At 73.8% G+C, this 20620-nt stretch carries 24 protein-coding genes; 12 read left to right on the forward strand and 12 right to left on the reverse strand.

Translation table 11 applies throughout. From position 1 onward, the window contains the following. Positions 1-43 precede the first annotated feature (43 nt). The 4 genes from D7I43_RS17795 to D7I43_RS17810 all read left to right on the forward strand — a co-directional run bounded on the left by D7I43_RS17795 (position 44) and on the right by D7I43_RS17810 (position 3571). Complete coding sequence (locus D7I43_RS17795; protein ID WP_120329647.1) at positions 44-472, forward strand: Fur family transcriptional regulator; 429 nt, start codon at positions 44-46, stop codon at positions 470-472. Then, on the forward strand, positions 469-1581 hold the full coding sequence (gene ygfZ, locus D7I43_RS17800) for a CAF17-like 4Fe-4S cluster assembly/insertion protein YgfZ (RefSeq protein WP_120329648.1): 1113 nt from the start codon (positions 469-471) through the stop codon (positions 1579-1581). Before D7I43_RS17795 ends, ygfZ begins: the two co-directional genes overlap by 4 nt. Before the next feature lie 109 nt (positions 1582-1690). Continuing rightward, positions 1691-2518 carry a beta-keto acid cleavage family enzyme gene (locus D7I43_RS17805; RefSeq protein ID WP_120329649.1) on the forward strand — a complete coding sequence of 276 codons (828 nt, stop codon included), beginning with the start codon at positions 1691-1693 and terminating at the stop codon, positions 2516-2518. Positions 2519-2611: 93 nt separating this feature from the next. Next, positions 2612-3571 (forward strand): asparaginase, encoded by a 960-nt coding sequence (locus D7I43_RS17810; protein WP_120329650.1) that lies wholly within the window; start codon positions 2612-2614, stop codon positions 3569-3571. Between the two features lie 21 nt (positions 3572-3592). Here the strand turns inward: D7I43_RS17810 and D7I43_RS17815 are convergent, their stop codons facing one another. Next, entirely contained in the window at positions 3593-4390 is a 798-nt protein-coding gene (locus D7I43_RS17815) for an alpha/beta fold hydrolase (protein ID WP_120329651.1), read from the reverse strand. Between the two features lie 113 nt (positions 4391-4503). Between D7I43_RS17815 and D7I43_RS17820 the strand changes: the two genes are divergently transcribed. From D7I43_RS17820 to D7I43_RS17845, 6 genes are all read left to right on the forward strand, one after another. Next, positions 4504-5121 carry a helix-turn-helix domain-containing protein gene (locus tag D7I43_RS17820; RefSeq protein WP_120329652.1) on the forward strand — a complete coding sequence of 206 codons (618 nt, stop codon included), beginning with the start codon at positions 4504-4506 and terminating at the stop codon, positions 5119-5121. Beyond that, positions 5118-5882, forward strand: a complete 765-nt coding sequence (locus D7I43_RS17825) for a hypothetical protein (protein WP_120329653.1) — start codon at positions 5118-5120, stop codon at positions 5880-5882. The genes D7I43_RS17820 and D7I43_RS17825 overlap by 4 nt, the downstream gene beginning before the upstream one ends. Positions 5883-5952: 70 nt before the next feature. Then, positions 5953-6267 carry a DUF2516 family protein gene (locus D7I43_RS17830; RefSeq protein WP_120329654.1) on the forward strand — a complete coding sequence of 105 codons (315 nt, stop codon included), beginning with the start codon at positions 5953-5955 and terminating at the stop codon, positions 6265-6267. Continuing rightward, entirely contained in the window at positions 6264-7151 is an 888-nt protein-coding gene (locus tag D7I43_RS17835; RefSeq protein WP_120329655.1) for an alpha/beta fold hydrolase, read from the forward strand. The genes D7I43_RS17830 and D7I43_RS17835 overlap by 4 nt, the downstream gene beginning before the upstream one ends. An 11-nt stretch (positions 7152-7162) precedes the next feature. After that, entirely contained in the window at positions 7163-7900 is a 738-nt protein-coding gene (locus tag D7I43_RS17840) for an alanyl-tRNA editing protein (RefSeq protein WP_120329656.1), read from the forward strand. 89 nt (positions 7901-7989) lie between these two features. Continuing rightward, positions 7990-8904: an SDR family oxidoreductase gene (locus tag D7I43_RS17845; RefSeq protein WP_120329657.1), complete on the forward strand. Its 915-nt coding sequence runs from the start codon at positions 7990-7992 to the stop codon at positions 8902-8904. On the opposite strand, the gene D7I43_RS17850 is transcribed toward D7I43_RS17845, so the two are convergent. From D7I43_RS17850 to D7I43_RS17870, 5 genes are read right to left on the reverse strand one after another with little or no spacing between them, the layout of a single operon-like run. Then, complete coding sequence (locus tag D7I43_RS17850; protein WP_120329658.1) at positions 8888-9883, reverse strand: helix-turn-helix transcriptional regulator; 996 nt, start codon at positions 9881-9883, stop codon at positions 8888-8890. The two genes, D7I43_RS17845 and D7I43_RS17850, sit on opposite strands and share 17 nt — an antisense overlap. A 24-nt stretch (positions 9884-9907) precedes the next feature. Beyond that, positions 9908-10549 carry a response regulator gene (locus tag D7I43_RS17855; RefSeq protein WP_120329659.1) on the reverse strand — a complete coding sequence of 214 codons (642 nt, stop codon included), beginning with the start codon at positions 10547-10549 and terminating at the stop codon, positions 9908-9910. Further along, complete coding sequence (locus D7I43_RS17860) at positions 10546-11814, reverse strand: sensor histidine kinase (RefSeq protein WP_192902185.1); 1269 nt, start codon at positions 11812-11814, stop codon at positions 10546-10548. The genes D7I43_RS17855 and D7I43_RS17860 overlap by 4 nt, the downstream gene beginning before the upstream one ends. Positions 11815-11825: 11 nt before the next feature. Next, on the reverse strand, positions 11826-12560 hold the full coding sequence (locus D7I43_RS17865; RefSeq protein ID WP_120329661.1) for an ABC transporter permease: 735 nt from the start codon (positions 12558-12560) through the stop codon (positions 11826-11828). 11 nt (positions 12561-12571) lie between these two features. After that, a complete protein-coding gene (locus D7I43_RS17870; protein WP_120329662.1) occupies positions 12572-13480 on the reverse strand; it encodes an ABC transporter ATP-binding protein in 909 nt (302 codons plus the stop codon). Positions 13481-13635: 155 nt separating this feature from the next. Here D7I43_RS17870 and D7I43_RS17875 point away from each other — a divergent pair, with 155 nt between their 5' ends. After that, the gene (locus tag D7I43_RS17875; RefSeq protein ID WP_120329663.1) at positions 13636-14427 is read left to right on the forward strand and encodes an EI24 domain-containing protein; all 792 of its coding nucleotides are present in this window, start codon (positions 13636-13638) and stop codon (positions 14425-14427) included. 1 nt (position 14428) lies between these two features. Continuing rightward, positions 14429-14938 carry an O-acetyl-ADP-ribose deacetylase gene (locus D7I43_RS17880; protein ID WP_120329664.1) on the forward strand — a complete coding sequence of 170 codons (510 nt, stop codon included), beginning with the start codon at positions 14429-14431 and terminating at the stop codon, positions 14936-14938. Between the two features lie 10 nt (positions 14939-14948). Here D7I43_RS17880 and D7I43_RS17885 read toward each other — a convergent pair whose 3' ends face one another. The 6 genes from D7I43_RS17885 to D7I43_RS17910 all read right to left on the reverse strand — a co-directional run bounded on the left by D7I43_RS17885 (position 14949) and on the right by D7I43_RS17910 (position 20567). Continuing rightward, the gene (locus D7I43_RS17885) at positions 14949-15854 is read right to left on the reverse strand and encodes a GNAT family N-acetyltransferase (RefSeq protein ID WP_120329665.1); all 906 of its coding nucleotides are present in this window, start codon (positions 15852-15854) and stop codon (positions 14949-14951) included. Further along, on the reverse strand, positions 15847-16260 hold the full coding sequence (locus D7I43_RS17890; protein ID WP_120329666.1) for a RidA family protein: 414 nt from the start codon (positions 16258-16260) through the stop codon (positions 15847-15849). Before D7I43_RS17890 ends, D7I43_RS17885 begins: the two co-directional genes overlap by 8 nt. 62 nt (positions 16261-16322) lie before the next feature. Continuing rightward, positions 16323-17330 carry a LacI family DNA-binding transcriptional regulator gene (locus D7I43_RS17895; RefSeq protein WP_120329667.1) on the reverse strand — a complete coding sequence of 336 codons (1008 nt, stop codon included), beginning with the start codon at positions 17328-17330 and terminating at the stop codon, positions 16323-16325. Positions 17331-17353: 23 nt separating this feature from the next. After that, positions 17354-18736 carry a GH1 family beta-glucosidase gene (locus D7I43_RS17900; protein ID WP_120329668.1) on the reverse strand — a complete coding sequence of 461 codons (1383 nt, stop codon included), beginning with the start codon at positions 18734-18736 and terminating at the stop codon, positions 17354-17356. After that, positions 18733-19566, reverse strand: coding sequence for a carbohydrate ABC transporter permease (locus tag D7I43_RS17905; RefSeq protein WP_120329669.1), 834 nt, complete (start codon positions 19564-19566; stop codon positions 18733-18735). The genes D7I43_RS17900 and D7I43_RS17905 overlap by 4 nt, the downstream gene beginning before the upstream one ends. Further along, positions 19563-20567, reverse strand: a complete 1005-nt coding sequence (locus D7I43_RS17910) for a carbohydrate ABC transporter permease (protein ID WP_120329670.1) — start codon at positions 20565-20567, stop codon at positions 19563-19565. The genes D7I43_RS17905 and D7I43_RS17910 overlap by 4 nt, the downstream gene beginning before the upstream one ends. Between the last annotated feature and the right edge of the window lie 53 nt (positions 20568-20620).

Genomic DNA, 20620 nt, shown 5'->3' on the forward strand with positions numbered 1-20620 from the left:
GAGGTGAACCGGGACCGCCGTGACGGCGAACTATGATCGGACGGTGTCCGAATCCTCGCTCGCGGAGATGCTCCGCTCCCGTGGGCTGCGGCTGACGGCGCAGCGGCAGCTCATCCTCCAGGCGGTGCTGGAGTTGGGCCACGCCACGCCCGAGCAGGTGCACACCGCCGTCCGTGAGGTGGCGGCCGGTGTGAACATCACCACCATCTACCGCACCCTCGAGCTGCTGGAGCGGCTCGGCCTCGTGACGCACACCCACCTGTCCCACGGCTCGCCGACGTACCACGCGGCGGGCGAGGACCAGCACGTCCACCTGGTGTGCCGGGAGTGCGGTGGCATCGACGAGATCGATCCGGAGCTGCTCCGCCCCCTCGCCGACCAGTTGGCCGCGCAGCGGGGGTTCCGCGTCGACATCGGGCACGTGTCACTCTTCGGCGTCTGCGGCCGGTGCGAGAACGGGGACCAGGAATGATCGACATCGCGGGTGCGGTGGCCGTCGAGAGCATCGACGAGGCCAGCCGCGACCAGCCCGAGCCGGTGCACGCGGCGGCCGGGGTGCGGGGAGTCGCCGCCCACTACGGCGACCCGATGCGCGAGCAGCGCCTCCTCGACACGGCCGTGGGCCTGGTGGACCGGTCGCACCGGGGCGTCGTGGCCGTGCCCGGCGAGGAACGCGCCGGCTGGTTGCACACCCTCACCTCGCAGCACCTCGCGGACCTGGCGGCCGGCGAGGGGACGGAGCTGCTCGTGCTCTCCCCGCACGGGCACATCGAGCAGCACGCGCTCGTGGCCGAGGACGGCGTGACCACCTGGCTCGACACGGAGCCGGGTGCGACCACCGGGCTGCTGGCGTACCTGGAGAAGATGCGCTTCTTCAGCAAGGTCGAGCCGCGCGACGCGACCGCCGACCACGCCCTGCTCTCGCTGGTCGGCCCGGAGGCGCCGGCCGCCCTGGAGACGCTGGGCGTGACGGGGCTGGCCGCGCCGGACGCCGTCGCGGTGCCGGGTCCGAAGTTCCGGCACGGTGAACTGCCGCCCCGGCCGACCGTCCGGTACGCCGTGAAGCCGCTGCCCGCCGGGGGGTGGGCGCGTCGGGTGCCGCTCGGCGTGGACCTGCTGGTGCCCCGCGAGTCGATGGACCAGGTGGTCGCGGAACTGCGCGGCGCCGGGGTGCCCGTGGCGGGGCTGTGGGCGTACGAGGCGGTCCGGGTGGCCGCCCGCCGGCCGCGCGTGGGGGTGGACACCGACCACCGGACCATCCCCGCCGAGGTGAACCTGATCGGCCCGGCCGTGCACCTGGACAAGGGCTGCTACCGGGGCCAGGAGACGGTGGCCCGGGTGCACAACCTGGGCCGGCCGCCGCGCCGCCTCGTCCTGCTGCACCTCGACGGGGTGACCACCGACCAGCCTCCGGCCGCCGGCACGCCCGTCACCCTCGACGGCCGGGCGGTCGGTTTCGTGGGCACTGCCGTGCACCACCACGAGCTGGGCCAGATCGCCCTGGCGGTGGTCAAGCGGAACGTCCCCGAGGACGCCCGCCTCATGGTCGGCGACATCGCGGCGGCCATCGACCCGGAGTGAGGTTCTGACCGGGGCCCCCTCTCGACACGCGGCCCGCGTCCTCGCGCGGCTCACGCACCCGGGTCGCCGCCGATCGACCGTTCCCCGGGGCGGCGTCTAGGATCCGGGCATGACGACAGGGACGTTGATCACGGTTGCCCCCACCGGCGCGGAGTCGGCCAAGGCGGAGGTTCCCGCGCTGCCGGTGACCCTCGACGAGTTGCTGGCCACCGCGAAGGAGTGCGAGGCGCTCGGCGCCGCCGTGATCCACGTCCACATCCGCGACGACGAGGCGAAGCCCACGCTCGACCTCGGGCGGCTGCGGGACACCGTGGCGGCGCTGCGGGAGAGCACCGACCTGATCGTGCAGCTCTCCTCCGGCGGCGCGGTCACCGACCCGGAGGCGGACCGGCTCGCGGTGCTCGACGCCGCGCCCGACATGGCCTCCTGCACCATGGGCACGGTCAACTTCGGTGACGACGTGTTCCTCAACCGGTGGGAGTTCATCGTCGACCTGCACACCCGGATGCAGGAGCGCGGCATCGTGCCCGAGTACGAGATCTTCGACCTCGGCCACCTGACCGCCCTCCAGCGGCTGCTCGGGAAGTACGGCCTGCCCCACGGCGGGCACGTGCACGTCGACTTCGTGATGGGTGTGCCGGGCGGCATGCCGGGCACCACGGAGACCCTGGTCGCCGCGCGGCAGATGCTGCGCGACCTGCCGGAGGGGACCACGTTCTCGGCCACGGGCATCGGGCGCAGCACCATCCCCGTCCTGCTGGCGTCGCTCTCCACGGGCGGGCACCTGCGGGTCGGGATGGAGGACACCGTGACGTACGCCAAGGGCCGCCCGGTGGAGTCCAACATGCAGCTGGTCGCCCGCGCGGTCGGGTTCGCGCAGCTCGCCCAGCGTCCGCCGCTGACCACCGCCGAGGCCCGGCAGCTCCTCGGCATGTAAGGCCGGTCCCGTCCGGCACTCCTGTCACAGATTCGCGGACGACCTGCTCACCCGGCCGTCCGGTCCCGCCGGCGCGTCGGTACCGTCCACCTCGTGGGAAAGACGTACGAGGGCGGCGTGCCGCTCGCCGAGGTGGTCCGGTCGGAGTTCGTGGAGGGGGTGCACCGCGGGTCGGTCGCGGTGCTGGACGCGACGGGGGCGGTCGTGGCCGCCGCGGGCGACCTCGACTCCGCGATCTTCCCCCGGTCGTCCAACAAGCCGATGCAGGCGGTCGGGATGCTCCGCGCCGGCCTGCCGCTGACCGATCCGGCCGACCTGGCGCTGGTGTCGGCCAGTCACGCCGGTGAGGAGTTCCACCTGGCCCGGGTGGGCGCGCTGCTGGCTCGCGCCGGGCTCGACGAGTCGGCGCTGCACTGCCCGCCCGACCTGCCGGTCGGCGAGGAGGCCCGGGCGGCGGTGCTGCGCGCCGGCGGCGGTCCGACCCGGATCCAGATGAACTGCTCCGGCAAGCACAGCGGGATGCTGCTCACCTGCCAGGCCGCCGGCTGGCCGGTGGACGGCTACTGGCGGCCCGAGCACCCGTTGCAGCAGGCGCTGCGGGCGGCGGTCGAGGAGTTCACCGGGGAGGAGGTGGCGGCGGTCGGCGTGGACGGGTGCGGCGCACCGGTGCTCGCCGTCTCGCTCACCGGGCTGGCCGGGGCGTTCCTGCGGCTGGTCTCGGCCGAGGTCGGCTTCCCGGAGCGGACGGTGGTCGACGCCATGCGCGCCCACCCGGAGATCGTCGGCGGCACCCAGGCCGACGACACCCGCCTCATGCGCGGCATCCCGGGCCTGCTGGCGAAGGTCGGCGCCGAGGGCGTCATCGCGGCGGCGCTCCCCGGCGTGGGCGCGGTCGCCCTCAAGATCGACGACGGCGCCGCCCGCGCCCGGATGCCGGTGCTCGTCTCCGCGCTGCGCCGGCTCGGCGTCGACGCTCCGGTGCTCACCGAGTACGCCGAGGTGCCGATCTTCGGCGGCGGCGTACCGGTCGGGGCGGTCCGCCCGGCCTGGTGACCGCGCCCGGCCGGGTGCGGGTCAGGGGAGGAACTCGCGCAGGGCCTCGTTGACCGGTTCGGGTCGCTCCAGGGGTGCGAGGTGTGCGGCGTCGGGCACGTCGGCCAGGCGTACGCCCTGGGGCGCCTCGGCCGCGATCCGGTCGGCCAGCCGGCGGATGTCCGCGACGTCGTGCACGCCGGTGCCGACCAGCACGGGTACGGCCAGTTCGCCGAGGCGGTCGATCGCCGGCGGGTCGAGTTCGCCGACCTCGACGGCGCTGAGCGCCAGTTCGGCGGCGAGCGCCCGCTGGTCCATCTCCTCGGTGAAGCGGATCAGCTCCGGGTCGACGTCCTCGGTGCGGCGGCCCGGGCCCACCACCCAGAACCGCACCTCACCGGCGGCCGTGGCGGCGAAGTCCTCCGGGTCCACGTCGCCGACCAGGTCCTCCCAGAGCTGCTCGGTCTCCTCGGACCACTCGTGGCCGGAGACGGGGGCGCCGAAGAGCGCGAGCGCCGAGACCCGATCGGGGTGGGCCAGCGCGGTGTCCACCGCCACCTTGCCGCCGAACGAGCAGCCGACCAGGGCCGCCCGGGGCACTCCCAGCGCGTCGAGGAAGCCCGCCACGTCGTCGTGGTGGGCGAACGGCGCCGGCGGCAGCTCGGACTCGCCGTAGCCGCGCAGGTCCAGGGCGAGCACCCGGTGCCGGGCGGCGAGCGCGTCGACCTGCCCCCGCCACATCCGCCGGTCGGCGATGCCGGCGTGCAGCAGCACCACGGGGGTGCCGGCGCCGAGGTCGTCGTACGCCAGCACGGCGCCGTTCACTTCGATCTTGGTCATCGGAGGACCGTACGCACCGGGCGGCCCGGCACGCAAGGGTGTGAATGAGACATCGCTAACTCCGGCTAGCACTTTGCTTGCAGTAGCTAGCAGCGAGGGCTACCGTCGGTGGCATGGCCAGTGGCAAGGAGCTACCCGACATCGGCGGGTTCATTCGCGACCTGCGACGCAACGCGAAGATCTCGCTGCGCCAGCTCGCCCAGCAGGCGGGGGTCAGCAACCCGTACCTCAGCCAGATCGAACGCGGCCTGCGCAAGCCGAGCGCCGAGGTGCTCCAGCAGATCGCCAGCGCCCTGCGGGTCTCCACCCCGGCCATGTACCTGCGCGCCGGGCTGCTCGACGACAAGGAGGGCCACGGCGTGCTCGCCGCCATCGCCGTGGACCCCGACCTCACGATGGCGCAGAAGCAGTCCCTGAGCCAGATCTACGAGACCTTCCGCCGCGAGAACGCCCGGCTCGCCGAGGCCACCGCGGCGGCGGACGACGCCCGGACTGCACCGCACCCCGGCGCCGGCCGGCCCGCGACCCCGACGGAGTCGGCGTCGCTGGTCAACCCCACGACCACCGGACCCACCACGTCGGACGGTACGCCCACGGAGGCCGTGCTCGAGTCCGTCGCGGTCACCGAGGCGGGTGCGGCACCGGCCCCCCGGACCACCGACCCCGAGAAGAAGGCCGCCGAGAACGCGGCCCCGAAGGCCGCCGAGTCGGCCGAGGAGGAATCGTCATGACCCAGCCGAAGACCAACCGGATCCCGGCCCCGCTCTACGCCGCCGCCGGCGCCGGCGAACTGGCCCTCCAGGGCCTGCGCAAGCTTCCCGCCGTGGTGAGCGACCTCGGCACCCGGGTCGTCGCCGACCTGGGCGGCAAGGCCGTGGTGACCGGTTTCGAGCTGCGCCAGAAGGCCAACGAGACGCTGCGCAGCGCCAACCAGACCGCCGAGAGCCTGCGGGAGAAGGCCGCCGCGGCCGACCTGCACCGGCTGCGCGAGGTGGCCGACCTCGAGAAGCTGCGTGCCGCCGCCGACCTGAACCGGCTGCGCGAGGTGGCCGACCTCGACAAGCTGCGCGAGGTGGCCGACCTCGACAAGCTGCGGGCGGCCGCCACCCGCAACGCCGCCGTCGTGCTGGCCGGCGCGCAGGTCGCGCAGGAGCGCGCGCTGGCCGCGTACGGGGCACTGGTCGCCCGCGGTGAGCGGGTGGTCGGGGCCGGCGTGCTGGAGGCCGCCGACACCGTGAACGCCGACATCGAGGCGACCGAGGCCGCGCAGGTCGAGACGGCGACCGCCACCGGGACGCCGACGCCGGCCGCCGCCGAGGTGCCGACCCCGGCCGAGGTGGCCGAGGTCGCCGAGGCCAAGCCGGCCGCGGTGAAGAAGGCCCGCACCACCCGCACCACGAAGGCCACCACCAGCAAGGCCACGAAGGCCGCCGAAACCCCCTCGGCGAAGCTGCCCCGGTCCACCCGGCGGACCCGCCCGTCCGCGGAGTGAGCCGTACGCCGGCGGCCCCGGAAGCATCCTTGTCGGACGTTTCCGGGGTCGCCGGCATAAGCTTGCCGTCATGGCCTACGCCGCGCCGCTCTTCGCCTTCGAAGTCCGCTACGTGATCGAGCTGGTCCTGCTCGTCTTCGCGCTGATCGTCCAGGGCGTCGCGCTGGTGCACGCCATCACCCAGCGGTCCGACGCGTTCAACGCCATCGGCACCCTGCCCAAGGGCGGGTGGATCGCGATCCTGGCGGTCTGCCTGGTGCTCACCCTGCTGCTGTTCGGGCCGATCAGCCTCTTCGGACTCATCGGCATCGCGGCGGCGCTCATCTACCTGCTGGACGTCCGGGTCGGGCTGCGCGACCTGAGCGACGGCCGAGGGTCCTGGTGAGAAGTTTCCGCTGGCCACCACCACCGGACGGCGGTCCGCGGACCTGGGGCCCCGGCCCGGGCGCCCCGCGTACCGGGCGGCCGGCACTGCCCGAGCCGGACACGGAGCTGGTCACGACGCCGCACGGCGTACGCCTGGAACGGCTCGTCACCGGCACCGGCGACCCGGTCACGGTGTTCGCCCACGGGCTCGGCAACGGCATCGCCACCACCCGGCCCTTCGGCAGCGGCGTCACCGGGCGCAAGGTCTTCTTCCAGTTCCGGGGGCACGGCCGGTCGGACGCCCCGCCCGGCCCGTGGAGCTACGCCGACCTGGCCCGGGACCTGCGGGCCATGGCCGACCTGGGCGGCGCCAGCCGCGCGTTCGGCGCCAGCCTCGGCGCGGGGGCGCTCTGCCGGCTGCTCGCGGAGAGCCCCGACCGTTTCGAGCGGCTCGTCTTCTTCCTCCCCGCCGTGCTCGACCGCCCGCGCGGTGACGCCGCCCGCCAGCGGCTCACCGCGCTGCTGGACGCGGTGGAGAGCGGGGACGCCTCGGCCGTCGCCGACGTGGTGAGCGTCGAGCTGCCGGCCGCCGTGCGGAACACCCCGGCCGGGTGGGCGTACCTGCGCCAGCGCCTCGACCAGCTGCTGCGCGACGGGCTCGCCCCCGGGTTGGCCAGCCTGCCGGACCAGGTCGCGCTGGCGGACGTCGGCGCGCTCGCGGCGGTCACCGCGCCGGCGTTGGTGATCGCCTGCGCGGGCGACGACCTGCACCCGGTCGACGTCGCCGAACGGCTCGCGGCTGCGCTCCCGGCGGCCGCGCTGCACGTGTACGACCGGCCGGGCGTGCTCTGGACCGAACGCGCCGACCTTCGGACGAGGATCTCCGCCTTCCTCAACGAGTAACCTGCCCTGACATGGGTGTCACACATCACGGCCGGACCCACCGGCTGGACCTCGCCGACCCGTCCCTGCGCGAATGGCAGTGCACCGTGCTGCACGCCGACCCCGAGCAGGGCATCGTCCTCGACCGCTCGGCCTTCTACCCCGGTGGCGGCGGCCAGCCGCCGGATCACGGTGTGCTGCTGTGGCAGGGCGTACAGACCCGGATCGTGGGCACGCGCAAGGGCGACGACCTGTGGCTGATCCCCGCCGAGGGTGACCCGCTGCCGCCGGCCGGCACCACGGTGACCGGCGCCGTCGAGGACGAGCGGCGCACCCGGCTGATGCGGACGCACTCCGGCCTGCACGTGCTCTGCGGTGTGGTCTTCCGCGACTTCGGCGCGCTCGTCACCGGCGGCAACATGGAACCCGGCGAGGCCCGGATGGACTTCAACCTCCCCGAGGTCCCGCCGGACTTCAAGACGCGGATCGAGGAACTCGTCAACGCCGAGGTGGCCGCCGACCGGTCGGTGGCGGTCCGGGTGCTGCCCCGGGCGGAGGCGCTCGCGCTGCCGGACATCATCCGTACCCAGTCCAACCTGATCCCGCCCGACGAGCAGGAGGTGCGGATCGTCGACATCGTGGGGCTGGACGTGCAGGCCGACGGTGGCACCCACGTCGCGTCCACGGCGCAGATCGGCAAGGTGCAGGTGGTCAAGGTGGAGAGCAAGGGCCGCGCGAACCGGCGCGTCCGCATCCGCCTCGTGGACTGACGGGGAGTCGCGCCAGCCGTGGCCGCCCCCACAGGACCGGTCCGGAAATCCGGACAACGGCTGTCGGGTATCGGTGACAGCCTCGGGGCATGACGAAACCGCTGACAGGAAAGATCGCCCTCGTGGCCGGCGCGACCCGTGGCGCGGGCCGACAGATAGCCGTCCAGCTCGGCGCGGCCGGTGCGACCGTCTACGCCACCGGCCGCAGCAGCCGCGCCAGCCGCTCGGAGATGGACCGGCCGGAGACCATCGAGGAGACCGCCGAGCTGGTCACCGCGGCCGGCGGCGAGGGCATCCCCGTCGTGGTCGACCACCTCGTCCCCGAGCAGGTCCGCGACCTCGTCGCGCGCATCGACGCCGAGCAGGGCCGGCTGGACGTGCTGGTCAACGACATCTGGGGTGCCGAGTCGCTGGTCACCTGGAACGAGCCGGTCTGGCGCCAGCCCCTGGAGGCCGGCCTGCGTACGCTGCGGCTGGCCGTCGACACGCACATCATCACCAGCCACTTCGCCCTGCCGCTGCTGACCCGGCGTCCCGGCGGGCTGGTCGTCGAGATCGGCGACGGCACGACGGCGTACAACGACCACAACTACCGGCTGTCGCTCTTCTACGACCTGGCGAAGGTGTCGGTGAACCGGCTCGCGTTCAGCCAGGCGAAGGAGCTGGAGCCGTACGGCTGCACGGCCGTCGCCCTCAGCCCTGGCTGGCTGCGGTCGGAGATCATGCTGGAGATCTTCGGGGTGACCGAGGAGAACTGGCGGGACGCGCTCGACAAGGAGCCGCACTTCGCCATCTCCGAGTCGCCGGCCTACGTCGGCCGGGCGGTCGCGGCCCTGGCCGCCGACGAGGACCGGGGACGCTGGTCGGGGAAGTCGGTCTCCAGCGGGGAGCTCGCCAAGGTGTACGGCTTCACGGACCTCGACGGAAGCCAGCCGGACGCGTGGCGGTACATCGTGGAGGTGCAGGACCGGGGGAAGCCGGCCGACGTCACCGGCTACCGCTGACCGGGTCGGACGAGGCGTAGAGCGCCGCGGTGCGCGCCGCGGCGGACGCCATCAGCTCCCGCAGCTCCGGTGGGTCGAGCACCTCCACCTCGGGGCCCAGCGTGAGCAGTTGGGCGTACGCCACCTCGACGGACTCGACGGGCAGGCGCAGCACCACCCGGCCCTGCGCGTCGGGTCCGTCGGCGGCGGCCACGGCCTCGTCGTACACGAAGGGAGCGTCGACGAGGTGGCGGAGCCGGCGCAGGCCGGCGGCGCTCAGCCGCAGCGTGACCCGGGCCCGGAGCATGCTCCGCAGGAACTCCCCGGCCTGCCCCCGCCAGTACGCGGCCAGGTCGAAGCCGTCGTCCCGGTCGAACGTGTCCTCGCCCACCTCGACGCCGGCGACCCGGTCCACCCGGTACGTCCGGTACCCCTCGCCGACCCGGCCGACCAGGTACCAGGTGCCGCTCTTGAGCACGAGGCCGTACGGGGCCAGCTCCCGCGTCACCTCCCGGTCGCCGCGCCGGTAGCGCATCCGCACCGTCCGGTCCCGCCACACGGCGCCGGCCAGCTCGGCGAGCCAGGGTGGCGGCCCGGCCTCCCGGAACCAGCCCGGCACGTCCAGGTGGAACCGCTGTCCCGCGCGGGCCGGCGCGTCACGCAGGCTGGGCGGGAGCGCGGCGAGCACCTTCAGCTCGGCGGACGCGACCGCGTCGGCCAGGCCCATGTCGCCGGCCGGCCCGGGCAGCCCGGCGAGGAAGAGCGCCTCCGCCTCGTCCCGGGTGAGCCCGGTCAGCCGGGTCCGGTAGCCGCCCAGGAGGCGGTACCCGCCGGCCCGTCCCCGGTCGGCGTAGACGGGCACACCCGCCGCGGAGAGCGCCAGCACGTCCCGGTAGATGGTCCGCTCCGAGACCTCCAGCTCGCGGGCCAGCTCGGCGGCCGTCATCGTCTCCCGCGACTGGAGCAGCAGCAACAACGAGATCAACCGGGACGCCCGCACCGGTCCATCCTGCCCCGGACCCGCTCACCGCCCGCCGGGGGTGAGCAGACCCCGGTCGTACGCGGCGGCCACCGCCGCCGCCCGGTCGTTGACCCCGAGCTTGGCGTACACGTGCAGCAGGTGCGTCTTGACCGTCGCCTCGCTGATGAACAGCCGGACCGCCGCCTCCCGGTTCGTGAAGCCGCGGGCCACGAGGGTGAGCACCTCCAGCTCGCGCTGGCTGAGCGGTTCCTCGGCGGGCGTACGCAGCCGCCCCATGAGCCGGCCGGCCACGCTGGGGGAGAGCACGGACTCGCCCCGGGCCGCGGCGCGTACGGCGCGGACCAGCTCGTCGCGCGGCGCGTCCTTGAGCAGGTAGCCGGTCGCGCCCGCCTCGATCGCGGGTAGCACGTCGCCGTCCGTGTCGTACGTGGTGAGCACGAGCACCCGCGCGGTGCTGCCGGAGCGGGCGAGCCGACCGATGGCGGTGACCCCGTCCATGCCCGGCATCCGCAGGTCCATGAGGACGACGTCCGGGTGGAGGTTGGCGGCGAGCGCGAGCGCCTCGGCACCGTCGCCGGCCTCGCCGACCACCTCGAAGTCCGGATCACCGGTGAACATGCCCCGCAACCCGTCCCGCACCACCGGGTGGTCGTCGACGATCAGCAGCCGTACGGGCGTGGTCAACCGGCACCTCCGGAGAGCGCGGGCACGGACGCCGAGACGGCGGTGCCGCCGCCCGGCTCACTCTCGATGGCCAGTTCGCCGCCGACGCCGGCCACCCGCTGCCGCATGGCGGTCAACCCGTACCCGCCGTCAGGGGCGCGGGAGGCCGGCTGGCCGGTGACGTCGAACCCCACCCCGTCGTCGCGCACGTCGAGGGTGACCACGTCCTCCATGTACGACAGCGTCAGCCCGACGCGGGACGCCCGGGCGTGCCGGCCCACGTTGGCCAGCGCCTCCTGGGCGGCCCGGAGCAGGGTCACCTCGACCTCCGGGTGCAGCGGGCGGGCGTCGCCGGTGACGCTCACGTCGGCGCGTACCTCGGTGATCGTCGACCACCGCCCGGCCAGCTCGGCGAGCGCGTCGGGCAGGCGGGCGGACTCCAGCGCCTCGGGGCGGACCGCCCGCACCGAGCGGCGTGCCTCGGTGAGGCTCTCGCGGGCCAGGGCGATGGCGGTGTCCACGTGGCGCTGCCAGTCGGCCCGGCGGTCCCGGGCCTGGCCGGCCGCCTCCAGTTGGGTGATGATGCCGGTGAGGCCCTGCGCGAGGGTGTCGTGGATCTCCCGGGCCATCCGCTGCCGCTCGTCGATGACGCCGGCCTCGCGGGCCTGCGTGAGCAGTTGGGCGTGCAGCCCCTCGTTCTCCCGCATCGTCTCGGCCAGCCGCCGGTTCGCCTCGGCCAGTTCCTCGACGAGCCGCTTCCGGTTGGCGTGCTGCCGGTCGGCGACGGTGCCGAACCAGGTCACGGCGCCGGCCACGCCCAGGTTGAAGGCCAGCAGCACGAACCAGAGCAGCCAGTGCGCCAGGGACGCCGGCGGGCCGCCGCCCTGGGCGGTGGCCGCCAGGACGGCCGAGGCGCCCACCCCGGCGAAGCGCCAGTTGCCGGGCAGCACGAACGCGTGCAGGAAACCGGCCCAGGCGAAGAAGCCGTACCACGGGCTGTCGAGGACCAGCACCGTGCCGAACCCGATGAGACCGACGTAGTAGAAGGTCATCAGTCCGGTCCGCGTGGCCCAACCGGGGTGCAGGGTGACGAACCAGGTGATCCAGCACGCCGCGGCCGCGGCCACGAGCAGGTGCGGGGCCAGCGAGAAGCCCACCGGCGCCGGCGCGGCCGTCGTGAGCAGCGCGCCGACGGCCAGCCCCACGTACGGCACCACCCGGTGGATGCCCACCTGGCGGTCCTCCCAGGTGGCCAGCCGGTCGACCTCCTCGGCGCTGCTCGTCATCGGACCCCCGCTCACTCCCAGCGGAACAGCCTCGCCGCCACCGCGCCCGCCACCACGGCGACCGCCGCCATTATCGCGAGGTGCAGCGGCTGCGGCGCATCGGCGGTCCAGGCGTCGAGCAGCGCCTGCACGCCGGGTGGCGTGTAGCCACCGATCCGGACCAGCAGGTCGGGCAGGAGGAACCGGGGCACGTAGACCCCGCCGAAGAACATGACCACCAGGAACAGCGGCACGGCCAGCGCCTGCGCCGCCTTCGTCGTGGGCGCCACGGCCGCCACCAGCAGCCCCAGCGCGAGCAGGGCCGCGGTGCCGAGGACGAGGGCCAGCGCGAAGCCCAACAGGTGCCGGGGCAGGGGCACGTCGAAGGCCAGCCGCCCGACCGCGACGAGCAGCACGGCGCTGACCAGGATGGTGGCGAGCGAGATGACCAGTTGGGCGGCGAGCAGCGCGACCGGGCTGGCCGGGGTGGTGGACAACCGACGCAGCACCCCGCGTTCGCGGTAGGTGGCCAGCACCGTCGGCAGGATGTTCACCCCGGTCATGGCGAGCGTGATCACCAGGAGCGAGGGCGCGAAGTACTGGATGAAGGGCAGGTCGCCGAACTGCGCCTCCGGCTGCCGCCCGGCCGGGATCAGCCCGAACACCACCAGCAGCGCGAGCGGCAACGCGACGGTCGTCAGCGGTGCGGCGGGGTCCCGCAGGAAGAGCCTGGTCTCGATCCTGAGGATCTGCCCGAAGGCGTGCATGCCGTTCTCCCTCACTCGGCGGGCCGGTGCCCGGTCAGCTCGACGAAGGCGTCGTCGAGGGTGGACTGCTCCAGCCGCAACTCGGCGGCCACGATCTGGTTGCGGGCGAGCACCGACGTGACGGCGTGCAGCACGTCACCGGTGCCGGTCACCACCACCTGGCTGCCGCTGCGGTGCACGGCGGTCACCTCGGGCAGCTCGGTGAGGAGCCGGTCGTCCAGCGGGGCAGACGGCCGGAAACGGATCCGCTGCTCCGGCGCCACCCGCGACACCAGGCCGGCCGGGCTGTCGAGCGCCACGACCCGGCCACGGTCGATGACGGCGACCCGGTCGCAGAGCCGTTCGGCCTCCTCCATGAAGTGGGTGACCAGCACGATCGTCACCCCGGTGTCCCGTACCTGCTCGATGAGGGCCCAGGTGTCCCGCCGGGCCTGCGGGTCCAGCCCGGTGGTCAGTTCGTCCAGGATGGCGACCTCCGGGTTGCCGACCAGCGCCAGCGCGACGGACAGCCGCTGCTTCTGGCCGCCGGAGAGGTTCTTGTACGCGGTCTTCCGCTTGTCGCCCAGCCCCAGCCTGTCGATCAGTTCGGCCGGGTCGGCCGGCTCGCGGTAGAACGAGGCGTACAGCTCCAGCGCCTCGCCGACCCGCAGCCGGTCGGGCAGCTGGCTCTCCTGGAGCTGCACGCCCACCCGCTCGCGAAGCCGGCGCGGGTCCCGCCGCGGGTCGAGTCCGAGGACCGACACCGCGCCCCCGTCGGGCACCCGCAGCCCGGCGACGCACTCCACCGTGGTGGTCTTGCCGGCGCCGTTCGGGCCGAGGATCCCGAAGATCTCTCCGGCCTCCACCGCGAACGACACGTCGTCCACGGCCACCAGATCGCCGTACCGCTTGTGCAGGTTGGTCACCTCGATGACCCGCATCGCGCCGCCCTCTCGCCGTCCCGGTGGTACCTGTCCAGCCTGGTGGCGACGGGCCGGCGGCGGATCGACCGCGCGGCGACGGGTCGAGGGGGCGCCGGTGGATCTCCGCGATCCACCAACCGGTGGATGTGCGGGCAGCCACTAGGCTTCCCGGCGTGGACGTGACCAGCGTGGCCCGCCCGGTGACCGGAGCCGCCGGCCGCTTCTTCGCCGGCGCCGGGCTGCTTCTGCGGGGCATCGGCCTGTACGTGCGCAGCCCGAAGCTGATGCTGCTCGGCATCGTGCCGGCGCTCATCTCCGGCGCGCTCTTCCTCACCGCGTTCGTCGTCCTGGCATGGTTCGTCGACGACCTGGCGGCGCTGGTCACCCCGTTCGCCGACGACTGGTCGGCGACCTGGCGCACCGTCGTCCGAGTGGTGGCGGGGCTGGCCATCCTGGGCCTCGGCGGGCTGCTCGGCGTGCTCACGTTCACGGCCGTCACCCTGGTGATCGGGGACCCGTTCTACGAGGCGATCTCGGAGCGCGTGGAGGAGCGGCTCGGCGGCACCCCGGGCGCGGTGGACGTGCCGTTCTGGTCGTCGCTGCGCCGCAGCCTCGCCGACTCCGTACGCCTGGTGGCGCTCTCCGCGCTGGTCGGCATCCCGCTCTTCCTCGCCGGCTTCATCCCGGTGGTCGGCCAGATCGTCGTGCCGGTGATCGGCGCGGCCGTGGGCGGATGGTTCCTCGCCGTGGAACTCGTCGGCGCACCCTTCTACCGGCGGGGGATGCGGCTGCCGGAGCGGCGGGAGCTGCTGAAGGCGGACCGGCCCACGGCGCTCGGCTTCGGGGTGGCCGTCTTCCTCTGCTTCCTCGTCCCGCTGGGCGCCGTGCTCGTCATGCCGGCCGCCGTGGCCGGCGCCACCCTGCTGGCCCGGCGCACGCTCGGCCAGTCCATCGAGGAGGGCTGACGTGGAGATCACGCTGGTGGAGGGCGACATCACGACCCAGCGGGTCGACGCGATCGTCAACGCCGCCAACTCGTCCCTGCTGGGCGGCGGTGGCGTGGACGGCGCGATCCACCGCGCCGGCGGACCGGAGATCCTGGCGGAGTGCCGCGCCCTGCGCGCCTCCCGCTACGGGAAGGGGCTGCCCACCGGGCAGGCGGTCGCCACCACGGCGGGGCGGCTCCCGGCCCGCTGGGTGATCCACACCGTCGGGCCGGTCTGGTCGGCGACCGAGGACCGCTCGGCGCTGCTGCGCGACTGCTACGCCAACAGCCTCCGGATCGCCGACGAGCTGGGCGCCACCACCGTCGCCTTCCCGCTCGTCTCGGCGGGCGTCTACGGCTGGCCCGTGGAGGACGCCGTACGCCAGGCGCTGACCGTGCCGGCCACGCCCGCGCGGGTCACCGAGTCCCGGCTCGTGCTCTTCGGCGCCGGCACGTACGCCACGGCCGAGCGGGTCGCCGCGTCGGCCTGAGCCCCGCCGGTCAGCTCAGCTCGCGCAGGCACGACCACTGGGCGGCCACCGGCCGGTAGCCGAGCCGGGTGTTGACGGCCAGCATCGGCGCGTTCCCCTCGTCGTTCGAGGTGTACGCGACCCGGACGCCCAACTCGGCGGCCCGCCGCAGCGCGGTCGCCTTCACCAGCCGGGCCAGCCCCCGCCCCCGGTGCTGCGGGACCGTCGCCGTCATGTCCGACCACATGCGGTCGCCGTCGCGGATGACGAGGCTGAACGCCACGACCTCGCCGTCCACCTCGGCGGCGGTGCTGGCCGCCCGGTCCAGGCCGACGTTCTCCCAGACGTCGTGGCGCCAGACGTCGTAGCTGACCGCGTCGGAGGGCACGTCGCCCGGCTCGTCGGCCGCGGCCGTGACCTCGGCGCGGTACATCCGCCGCGGGTCCACGTCGGCCACCGGCCGCAGCCGTACGCCGGGCGGCGTCGCCGGCGCCGGCGGGGCCGGACGCAGGTCGAGCGCCGAGTAGCGCACCTCCCGGCTGGGCGTGAAGCCGTGCCGCCGGGCGAAGGGCAGCCCGTCCGGCAGCGCCCAGGCGCGGACCCGGCGTACGCCCAGCGACCGCAGGTGGTCCAGCGAGGCGTCCAGCAGCGCGGTGCCGATGCCGCGCCACCGGTGCTCCGGGTGGACGTGCAGCAGCGACACCTCGCCGACACCGGTCTCCGAGGTGCGGATGTTCCGGTACGCCGACGCCCAACCGGCGAGGTGGCCGTCGACCTCGGCCACGAACGCCGTCCAGTCCTCGCCGGCTGGCGGCTGCGCGATCATCCGTCGGGTGGACTCCACCCCGCGCACCAGGTACGGGTGGACGACCGCGCGCAGCGCCACCACCGCGGGCGCGTCGTCGGGGCGGGCCGTCCGGAGTCGCGGGTCACCCATCGCCGCGCACCGCGGCGACCGCCTCGACCTCCACGAGCTGGTCGTCGTAGCCGAGAACGGCCACGCCGAGCAGGGTGCTGGGCGGCTCGTGGTCGCCGAACGCGTCCCGCACCACCTCCCAGACGGCGACCAGGTCGTCCTGCCGGGACGAGGCGACGTACACGGTGGTCTTGACCACGTCGGTGAGAGCGGCGCCGGCCGCCGCGAGAGCCACCTCCAGGTTGGCCATCACCTGCCGCGCCTGCGCGACGTGGTCACCCGGCGCCACGGTCCGTCCCTCGGCGTCGAGCGGGCACGCGCCGGCGGTGAAGACCAGCCGGGTCGGGGGCTCGACGGTGGCCGCGTAGGCGTACTCGGCGACGTCGGACAGGGCGGGAACGGGAATCAGGCGTACGGCTCCGGTCACCCGCGGCAGGCTACCGCCGTTCCGGTGCCGCCTCGACCGAATAAGGCGGCCGGTGCGCCGTGCTAGGCGGAGTCGCGCAGGATCAGCTCCGTGGGGAGCACCACGGCCGGCTCGATGGGCTCGCCGGCCGCGAGCCGCAGCAGCTGCCGGGTCATCTGCCGGCCGATCTCCTGGATCGGCTGCCGGACGGTGGTGAGCGGCGGCTCGGTGTACGCGGCCGTCTCGGTGTCGTCGAAGCCGATCACCGCGACGTCCTCGGGCACCCGGCGGCCCGCCTCCCGCAGCGTACGCAGCGCGGCCTGCGCCATCAGGTCGGAGGCCACGAACACCGCGTCGAGGTCGGGGTGCTCGGCGAGGAGCTGCCGCATGGCCGTCGCCCCGGACTCCCGGGTGAAGTCCCCGGTCGCCACCCGCTCGGGCAGCCCGGCGGCGGCCACCGTCTCCCGGTAGCCGGCCAGCCGCTCGATGCCGGCCACCATGTCCTGCGGGCCGGCGATCGTGGCGATCCGCCGCCGGCCGCTGTCGAGGAGGTGCCGGACGGCGCGGCTCACACCGCCCACGTGGTCGACGTCGACGTACGGCAGCGGGGCGTCGTCGAGCGGCCGGCCGCTGCACACCACGGGGATGCCGAGGCGGGCGAGCCGGGCGGGCAGCGGGTCGGCCGCGTGCAACGACGCGAAGAGCACACCGTCGACGTGCCGCCCGGTGGTGTAGCGGGCGACCCGTTCGTGACCGGCCGGCGAGCCGGCCAGCATCAGCACGAGCTGCTTGTCGGCCGCCTCCAGCTCCTGGCTGACGCCCCGGATGATGCCGGGGAAGAACTGGTCGTCGGAGAAGACGCGGGTGGCGGCCTCGGGCATGACCAAGGCGATCGAGTCGGTGCGCTGCGTCACGAGGCTGCGGGCGGCGAGGTTGGGCACGTACCCCAGCTCGGCCACCGCCCGGTGGACCGCCTCCCGGATCGGCTCCGCGACCGTGGTGGAGCCGTTCACCACCCGGGAGACGGTGGCCCGGGACACCCCGGCCCGCCGGGCCACCTCTTCGAGCGTCGGCCGCCCTGCCGTCGTCATCGCGCCGTTCCCCCCGGTTCGTCTCACAGCCCGTTCCGGGAGATCACCTCCTGGTACCACCGGGCGCTGGCCTTCGGTGTGCGGCGCTGGGTCAGGTAGTTGACGTGCACGATCCCGAACCGCCTGCGGTAGCCCTCCGCCCACTCGAAGTTGTCCAGCAACGACCATACGAGATATCCCCGCAGATCCACCCCCCGGGAGATCGCCTCGTGCGCCGCGCGCAGGTGCCCCTCCAGGTAGGCGATCCGGTCGGTGTCGGCGACCTGCCCGGGGCCGTCCGGCGAGTCGGCGCCGGCCTTGTCGGGGTACGCGGCGCCGTTCTCGGTGATCAGCAACGGCACCCCCGGATAGTCGGTGGCGATCCGCTCCAGCAGCCGGGTCAGCCCGGCCGGCTCGACCATCCAGCCCATGTCGGTGAGCGGCCCGACCGGCGGCAGGAACTCCACGGCACCGTCGGTGCCCGGGTACGCGCCGCCGCCCCCGCCGCCGTCGGGCCGGCCGGCCACGTACGTCGGCTGGTAGTAGTTGATCCCCAGCAGGTCGATCGGCGCGGCGATGAGCTTCTCGTCGCCGTCCCGCACGAACGTCGGCTCGACGATCCGGCTCAGGTGCTCCAGCACGTCCTCCGGGTAACCCCCGGCCAGCAGCGGGTCCAGGAAGATCCGGTTGTGCAGGCCGTCGACGAGGCGGACGGCCGCGGCGTCGGCGGCGCTCGACTCGTCGGCGGGGCGTACGTCGGCCGGGTTGAGGGTGATCCCCACGGTCCGCGCGCCGGCCGCGCGCAGCGCGCGGGCCGCCAGGCCGTGGCCGAGCAGGAGGTGGTGCACGGCCGTGAAGGCGGCGGCCGCGTCCTGCTCGCCGGGCGCGTGCACCCCGCTGCCGTAGCCGAGGTACGCCGAGCACCACGGCTCGTTCAGCGTGGTCCAGACGTCCACCCGGTCACCGAGGCGCGCGTACGCCGCGGTGGCGTACGTGGCGAAGTGCTCGGCGGTCTCCCGGTTCGTCCAGCCGCCCCGGTCGCCGAGGGTCTGCGGCAGGTCCCAGTGGTAGAGGGTGACGATCGGGTCGATCCCCCTCTCCAGCAGGGCGTCGACGAGGCGGTCGTAGAAGTCCAGGCCGCGCGGGTTGACCGGGCCGGTGCCGTCCGGCTGGACGCGCGGCCAGGCGATCGAGAAGCGGTACGCCCGCAGCCCCAGCTCGGCCATGAGCGCCACGTCCTCGGCGTACCGGTGGTAGTGGTCGCAGGCGACGTCCCCGGTCTGCCCCTGGTGGACCTTTCCCGGCGTACGGCTGAAGGTGTCCCAGATGGACGGGCCGCGGCCGTCCTCGCGGGCCGCGCCCTCGATCTGGTACGCGGCCGTCGCGGCGCCCCAGAGGAAGTTGTCGGGAAATCGGAGTTCGCTCACGCCTTGACCGCACCTTCCATGATCCCGCCGATGATCTGGCGGCCGAACAGGACGAAGACCAGCAGCAGGGGCAGTGTCGCGAGGGCCGTTCCGGTGAACACCTGCGACATGTCCTGGTAGTACCCGTCCGACAGGGCCCGCAGGGAGAGCTGGACGGTCGGGTTCTCCGGGTCGTTCAACACAGCGTACGGCCACAGGAAGTCGTTCCACGTCGTCATGAACGTGAGCAGGCCGAGGACGGCGGCGGCGGGGCGCAGGGCCGGCACCACGACGTTCCACCAGATCCGCGCGGTGCCGCAGCCGTCGACCCGGGCCGCCTCGATCAGTTCGTCGCTGACCGCCTGGCCCGCGTACTGCCGCATCATGAACACCCCGAACCCGGTGACGAGGGCGGGGACGATCACGGCGGGCAGCCGGTCGTTCCAGTTGAGCTTCGTCATGAGCAGGTAGAGCGGGATGACGCCGAGCTGCGTCGGCACCATCATCGTCGCGATGATCACCAGCAGCAGCGCGTTGCGGCCCCGGAAGCGCAGCTTCGCGAACGCGAACCCCGCGAGGCTGGAGAAGAAGACCACCGAGACGGTGACCGTGCCCGCCACGATCGCCGAGTTGACCAGACCCGTCAGGAAGTACGCGTCGGTGTTGTCGAAGAGCCGCGCGATGTTCGCCCCGAGGTTGCCGCCCGGGGTGACCGGCGGCGGCAGCTGCCCCATGGCGTCGCTGGAGCGGCTGGCCACCACGAACATCCAGTAGATCGGGAAGATCGACGCGACCGTGGCGAGCAGCAGCGCCACGTAGGTGAGCGGGCTGGCCCGCCAGAGCCGGCTCATCGGGAGTCTCCCTTCGCCGCCCGGCCGCCCGGCATCCGCCCGCCGAGCCGCCGGATGATCAGCACGTTGACCGTCGCGACGACGGCGATCAGCGCGAAGAGCAGCCAGGCGACCGCCGAGCCGTACCCGAAGTTGTAGTGCGGCGCGAAGGCGTTCTCGAACATGTACATGGTCACGGTCTGCGACTCGCGCAGGGGCCCGCCCCGGATCGGGTTGGTGCCGGAGTGGAAGAGGCGGGGCTCGGTGAAGAGCTGGAGGCCGCCGATGGTGGAGATGATGACGCAGAAAACGATGGTCGGCTTGAGCAGCGGCACGGTGATCGACCAGAACTGGCGGGCCCGGTTCGCCCCGTCGATCGCGGCCGACTCGTACAGGTCACGCGGGATGGCCTGCATGGCGGCCAGGAAGATCAGCGCGTTGTAGCCGGTCCACCGCCAGTCGACCATGGCGGAGATGGCCACCCAGGACGCCACCCGGTTCGACTTCCAGTCGACCCCGTCGAGCCCGACCAGGTCGAGCAGCCAGTTGACCATGCCGAACTCGCGGCCGAAGAGGACGCCGAACACGATCGCCACCGCGGCGGTCGACGTGACGTTGGGGATCAGCACGGCCATCCGCCAGCCGGTGCGGAACCGCAGCCGGCGGTTGAGCAGGTTCGCCAGCCAGAGGGCGGCGAGCAGTTGCGGCACGGTCGAGATGACGAAGATGCCGAGGGTGTTGACGACCGCGTGCCAGAAGTCGGCGTCGGCCAGCAGCCGGGTGTAGTTGTCCGCGCCGACGAACGGGTGGTCGCTGCCGAGCAGGTCCCAGTCGTGCAGGGAGACCCAGAAGGTGTAGACCAGCGGGTAGGCCCCGAAGACCGCGAAGAGCAGGAAGAACGGGGCGATGTAGAGGTACGGCGAGTAGCGGGTGTCGAGCCGGCTGAGCCGTACACCCGGTGTCCGCCGGCGGTGGCCGGGCGCGGGCGCGACCGGCGGGCGGGCGTCGAGCTGGACCGTCATGCCCGGGAACTCCTTTCCGCGTGTGCGGGCGGGACCCCGGGACCCGCCGGTGG

The organism is Micromonospora globbae, assembly GCF_003610785.1.
In the GTDB taxonomy this organism is placed as follows: Bacteria; Actinomycetota; Actinomycetes; order Mycobacteriales; family Micromonosporaceae; genus Micromonospora; species Micromonospora globbae.

Excerpts from the sequence above, each read along its gene's own strand:
- D7I43_RS17885 (WP_120329665.1), bottom strand. The coding sequence starts at position 15,854 with ATGGGTGACCCGCGACTCCGGACGGCCCGCCCCGACGACGCGCCCGCG.
- D7I43_RS17845 (WP_120329657.1), top strand. The coding sequence starts at position 7,990 with ATGACGAAACCGCTGACAGGAAAGATCGCCCTCGTGGCCGGCGCGACC.
- D7I43_RS17865 (WP_120329661.1), bottom strand. The coding sequence starts at position 12,560 with ATGCACGCCTTCGGGCAGATCCTCAGGATCGAGACCAGGCTCTTCCTG.
- D7I43_RS17905 (WP_120329669.1), bottom strand. The coding sequence starts at position 19,566 with ATGAGCCGGCTCTGGCGGGCCAGCCCGCTCACCTACGTGGCGCTGCTG.
- D7I43_RS17870 (WP_120329662.1), bottom strand. The coding sequence starts at position 13,480 with ATGCGGGTCATCGAGGTGACCAACCTGCACAAGCGGTACGGCGATCTG.
- D7I43_RS17825 (WP_120329653.1), top strand. The coding sequence starts at position 5,118 with ATGACCCAGCCGAAGACCAACCGGATCCCGGCCCCGCTCTACGCCGCC.
- D7I43_RS17820 (WP_120329652.1), top strand. The coding sequence starts at position 4,504 with ATGGCCAGTGGCAAGGAGCTACCCGACATCGGCGGGTTCATTCGCGAC.
- D7I43_RS17805 (WP_120329649.1), top strand. The coding sequence starts at position 1,691 with ATGACGACAGGGACGTTGATCACGGTTGCCCCCACCGGCGCGGAGTCG.
- D7I43_RS17830 (WP_120329654.1), top strand. The coding sequence starts at position 5,953 with ATGGCCTACGCCGCGCCGCTCTTCGCCTTCGAAGTCCGCTACGTGATC.
- D7I43_RS17910 (WP_120329670.1), bottom strand. The coding sequence starts at position 20,567 with ATGACGGTCCAGCTCGACGCCCGCCCGCCGGTCGCGCCCGCGCCCGGC.
- D7I43_RS17840 (WP_120329656.1), top strand. The coding sequence starts at position 7,163 with ATGGGTGTCACACATCACGGCCGGACCCACCGGCTGGACCTCGCCGAC.
- ygfZ (WP_120329648.1), top strand. The coding sequence starts at position 469 with ATGATCGACATCGCGGGTGCGGTGGCCGTCGAGAGCATCGACGAGGCC.
- D7I43_RS17895 (WP_120329667.1), bottom strand. The coding sequence starts at position 17,330 with ATGACGACGGCAGGGCGGCCGACGCTCGAAGAGGTGGCCCGGCGGGCC.
- D7I43_RS17860 (WP_192902185.1), bottom strand. The coding sequence starts at position 11,814 with ATGACGAGCAGCGCCGAGGAGGTCGACCGGCTGGCCACCTGGGAGGAC.
- D7I43_RS17815 (WP_120329651.1), bottom strand. The coding sequence starts at position 4,390 with ATGACCAAGATCGAAGTGAACGGCGCCGTGCTGGCGTACGACGACCTC.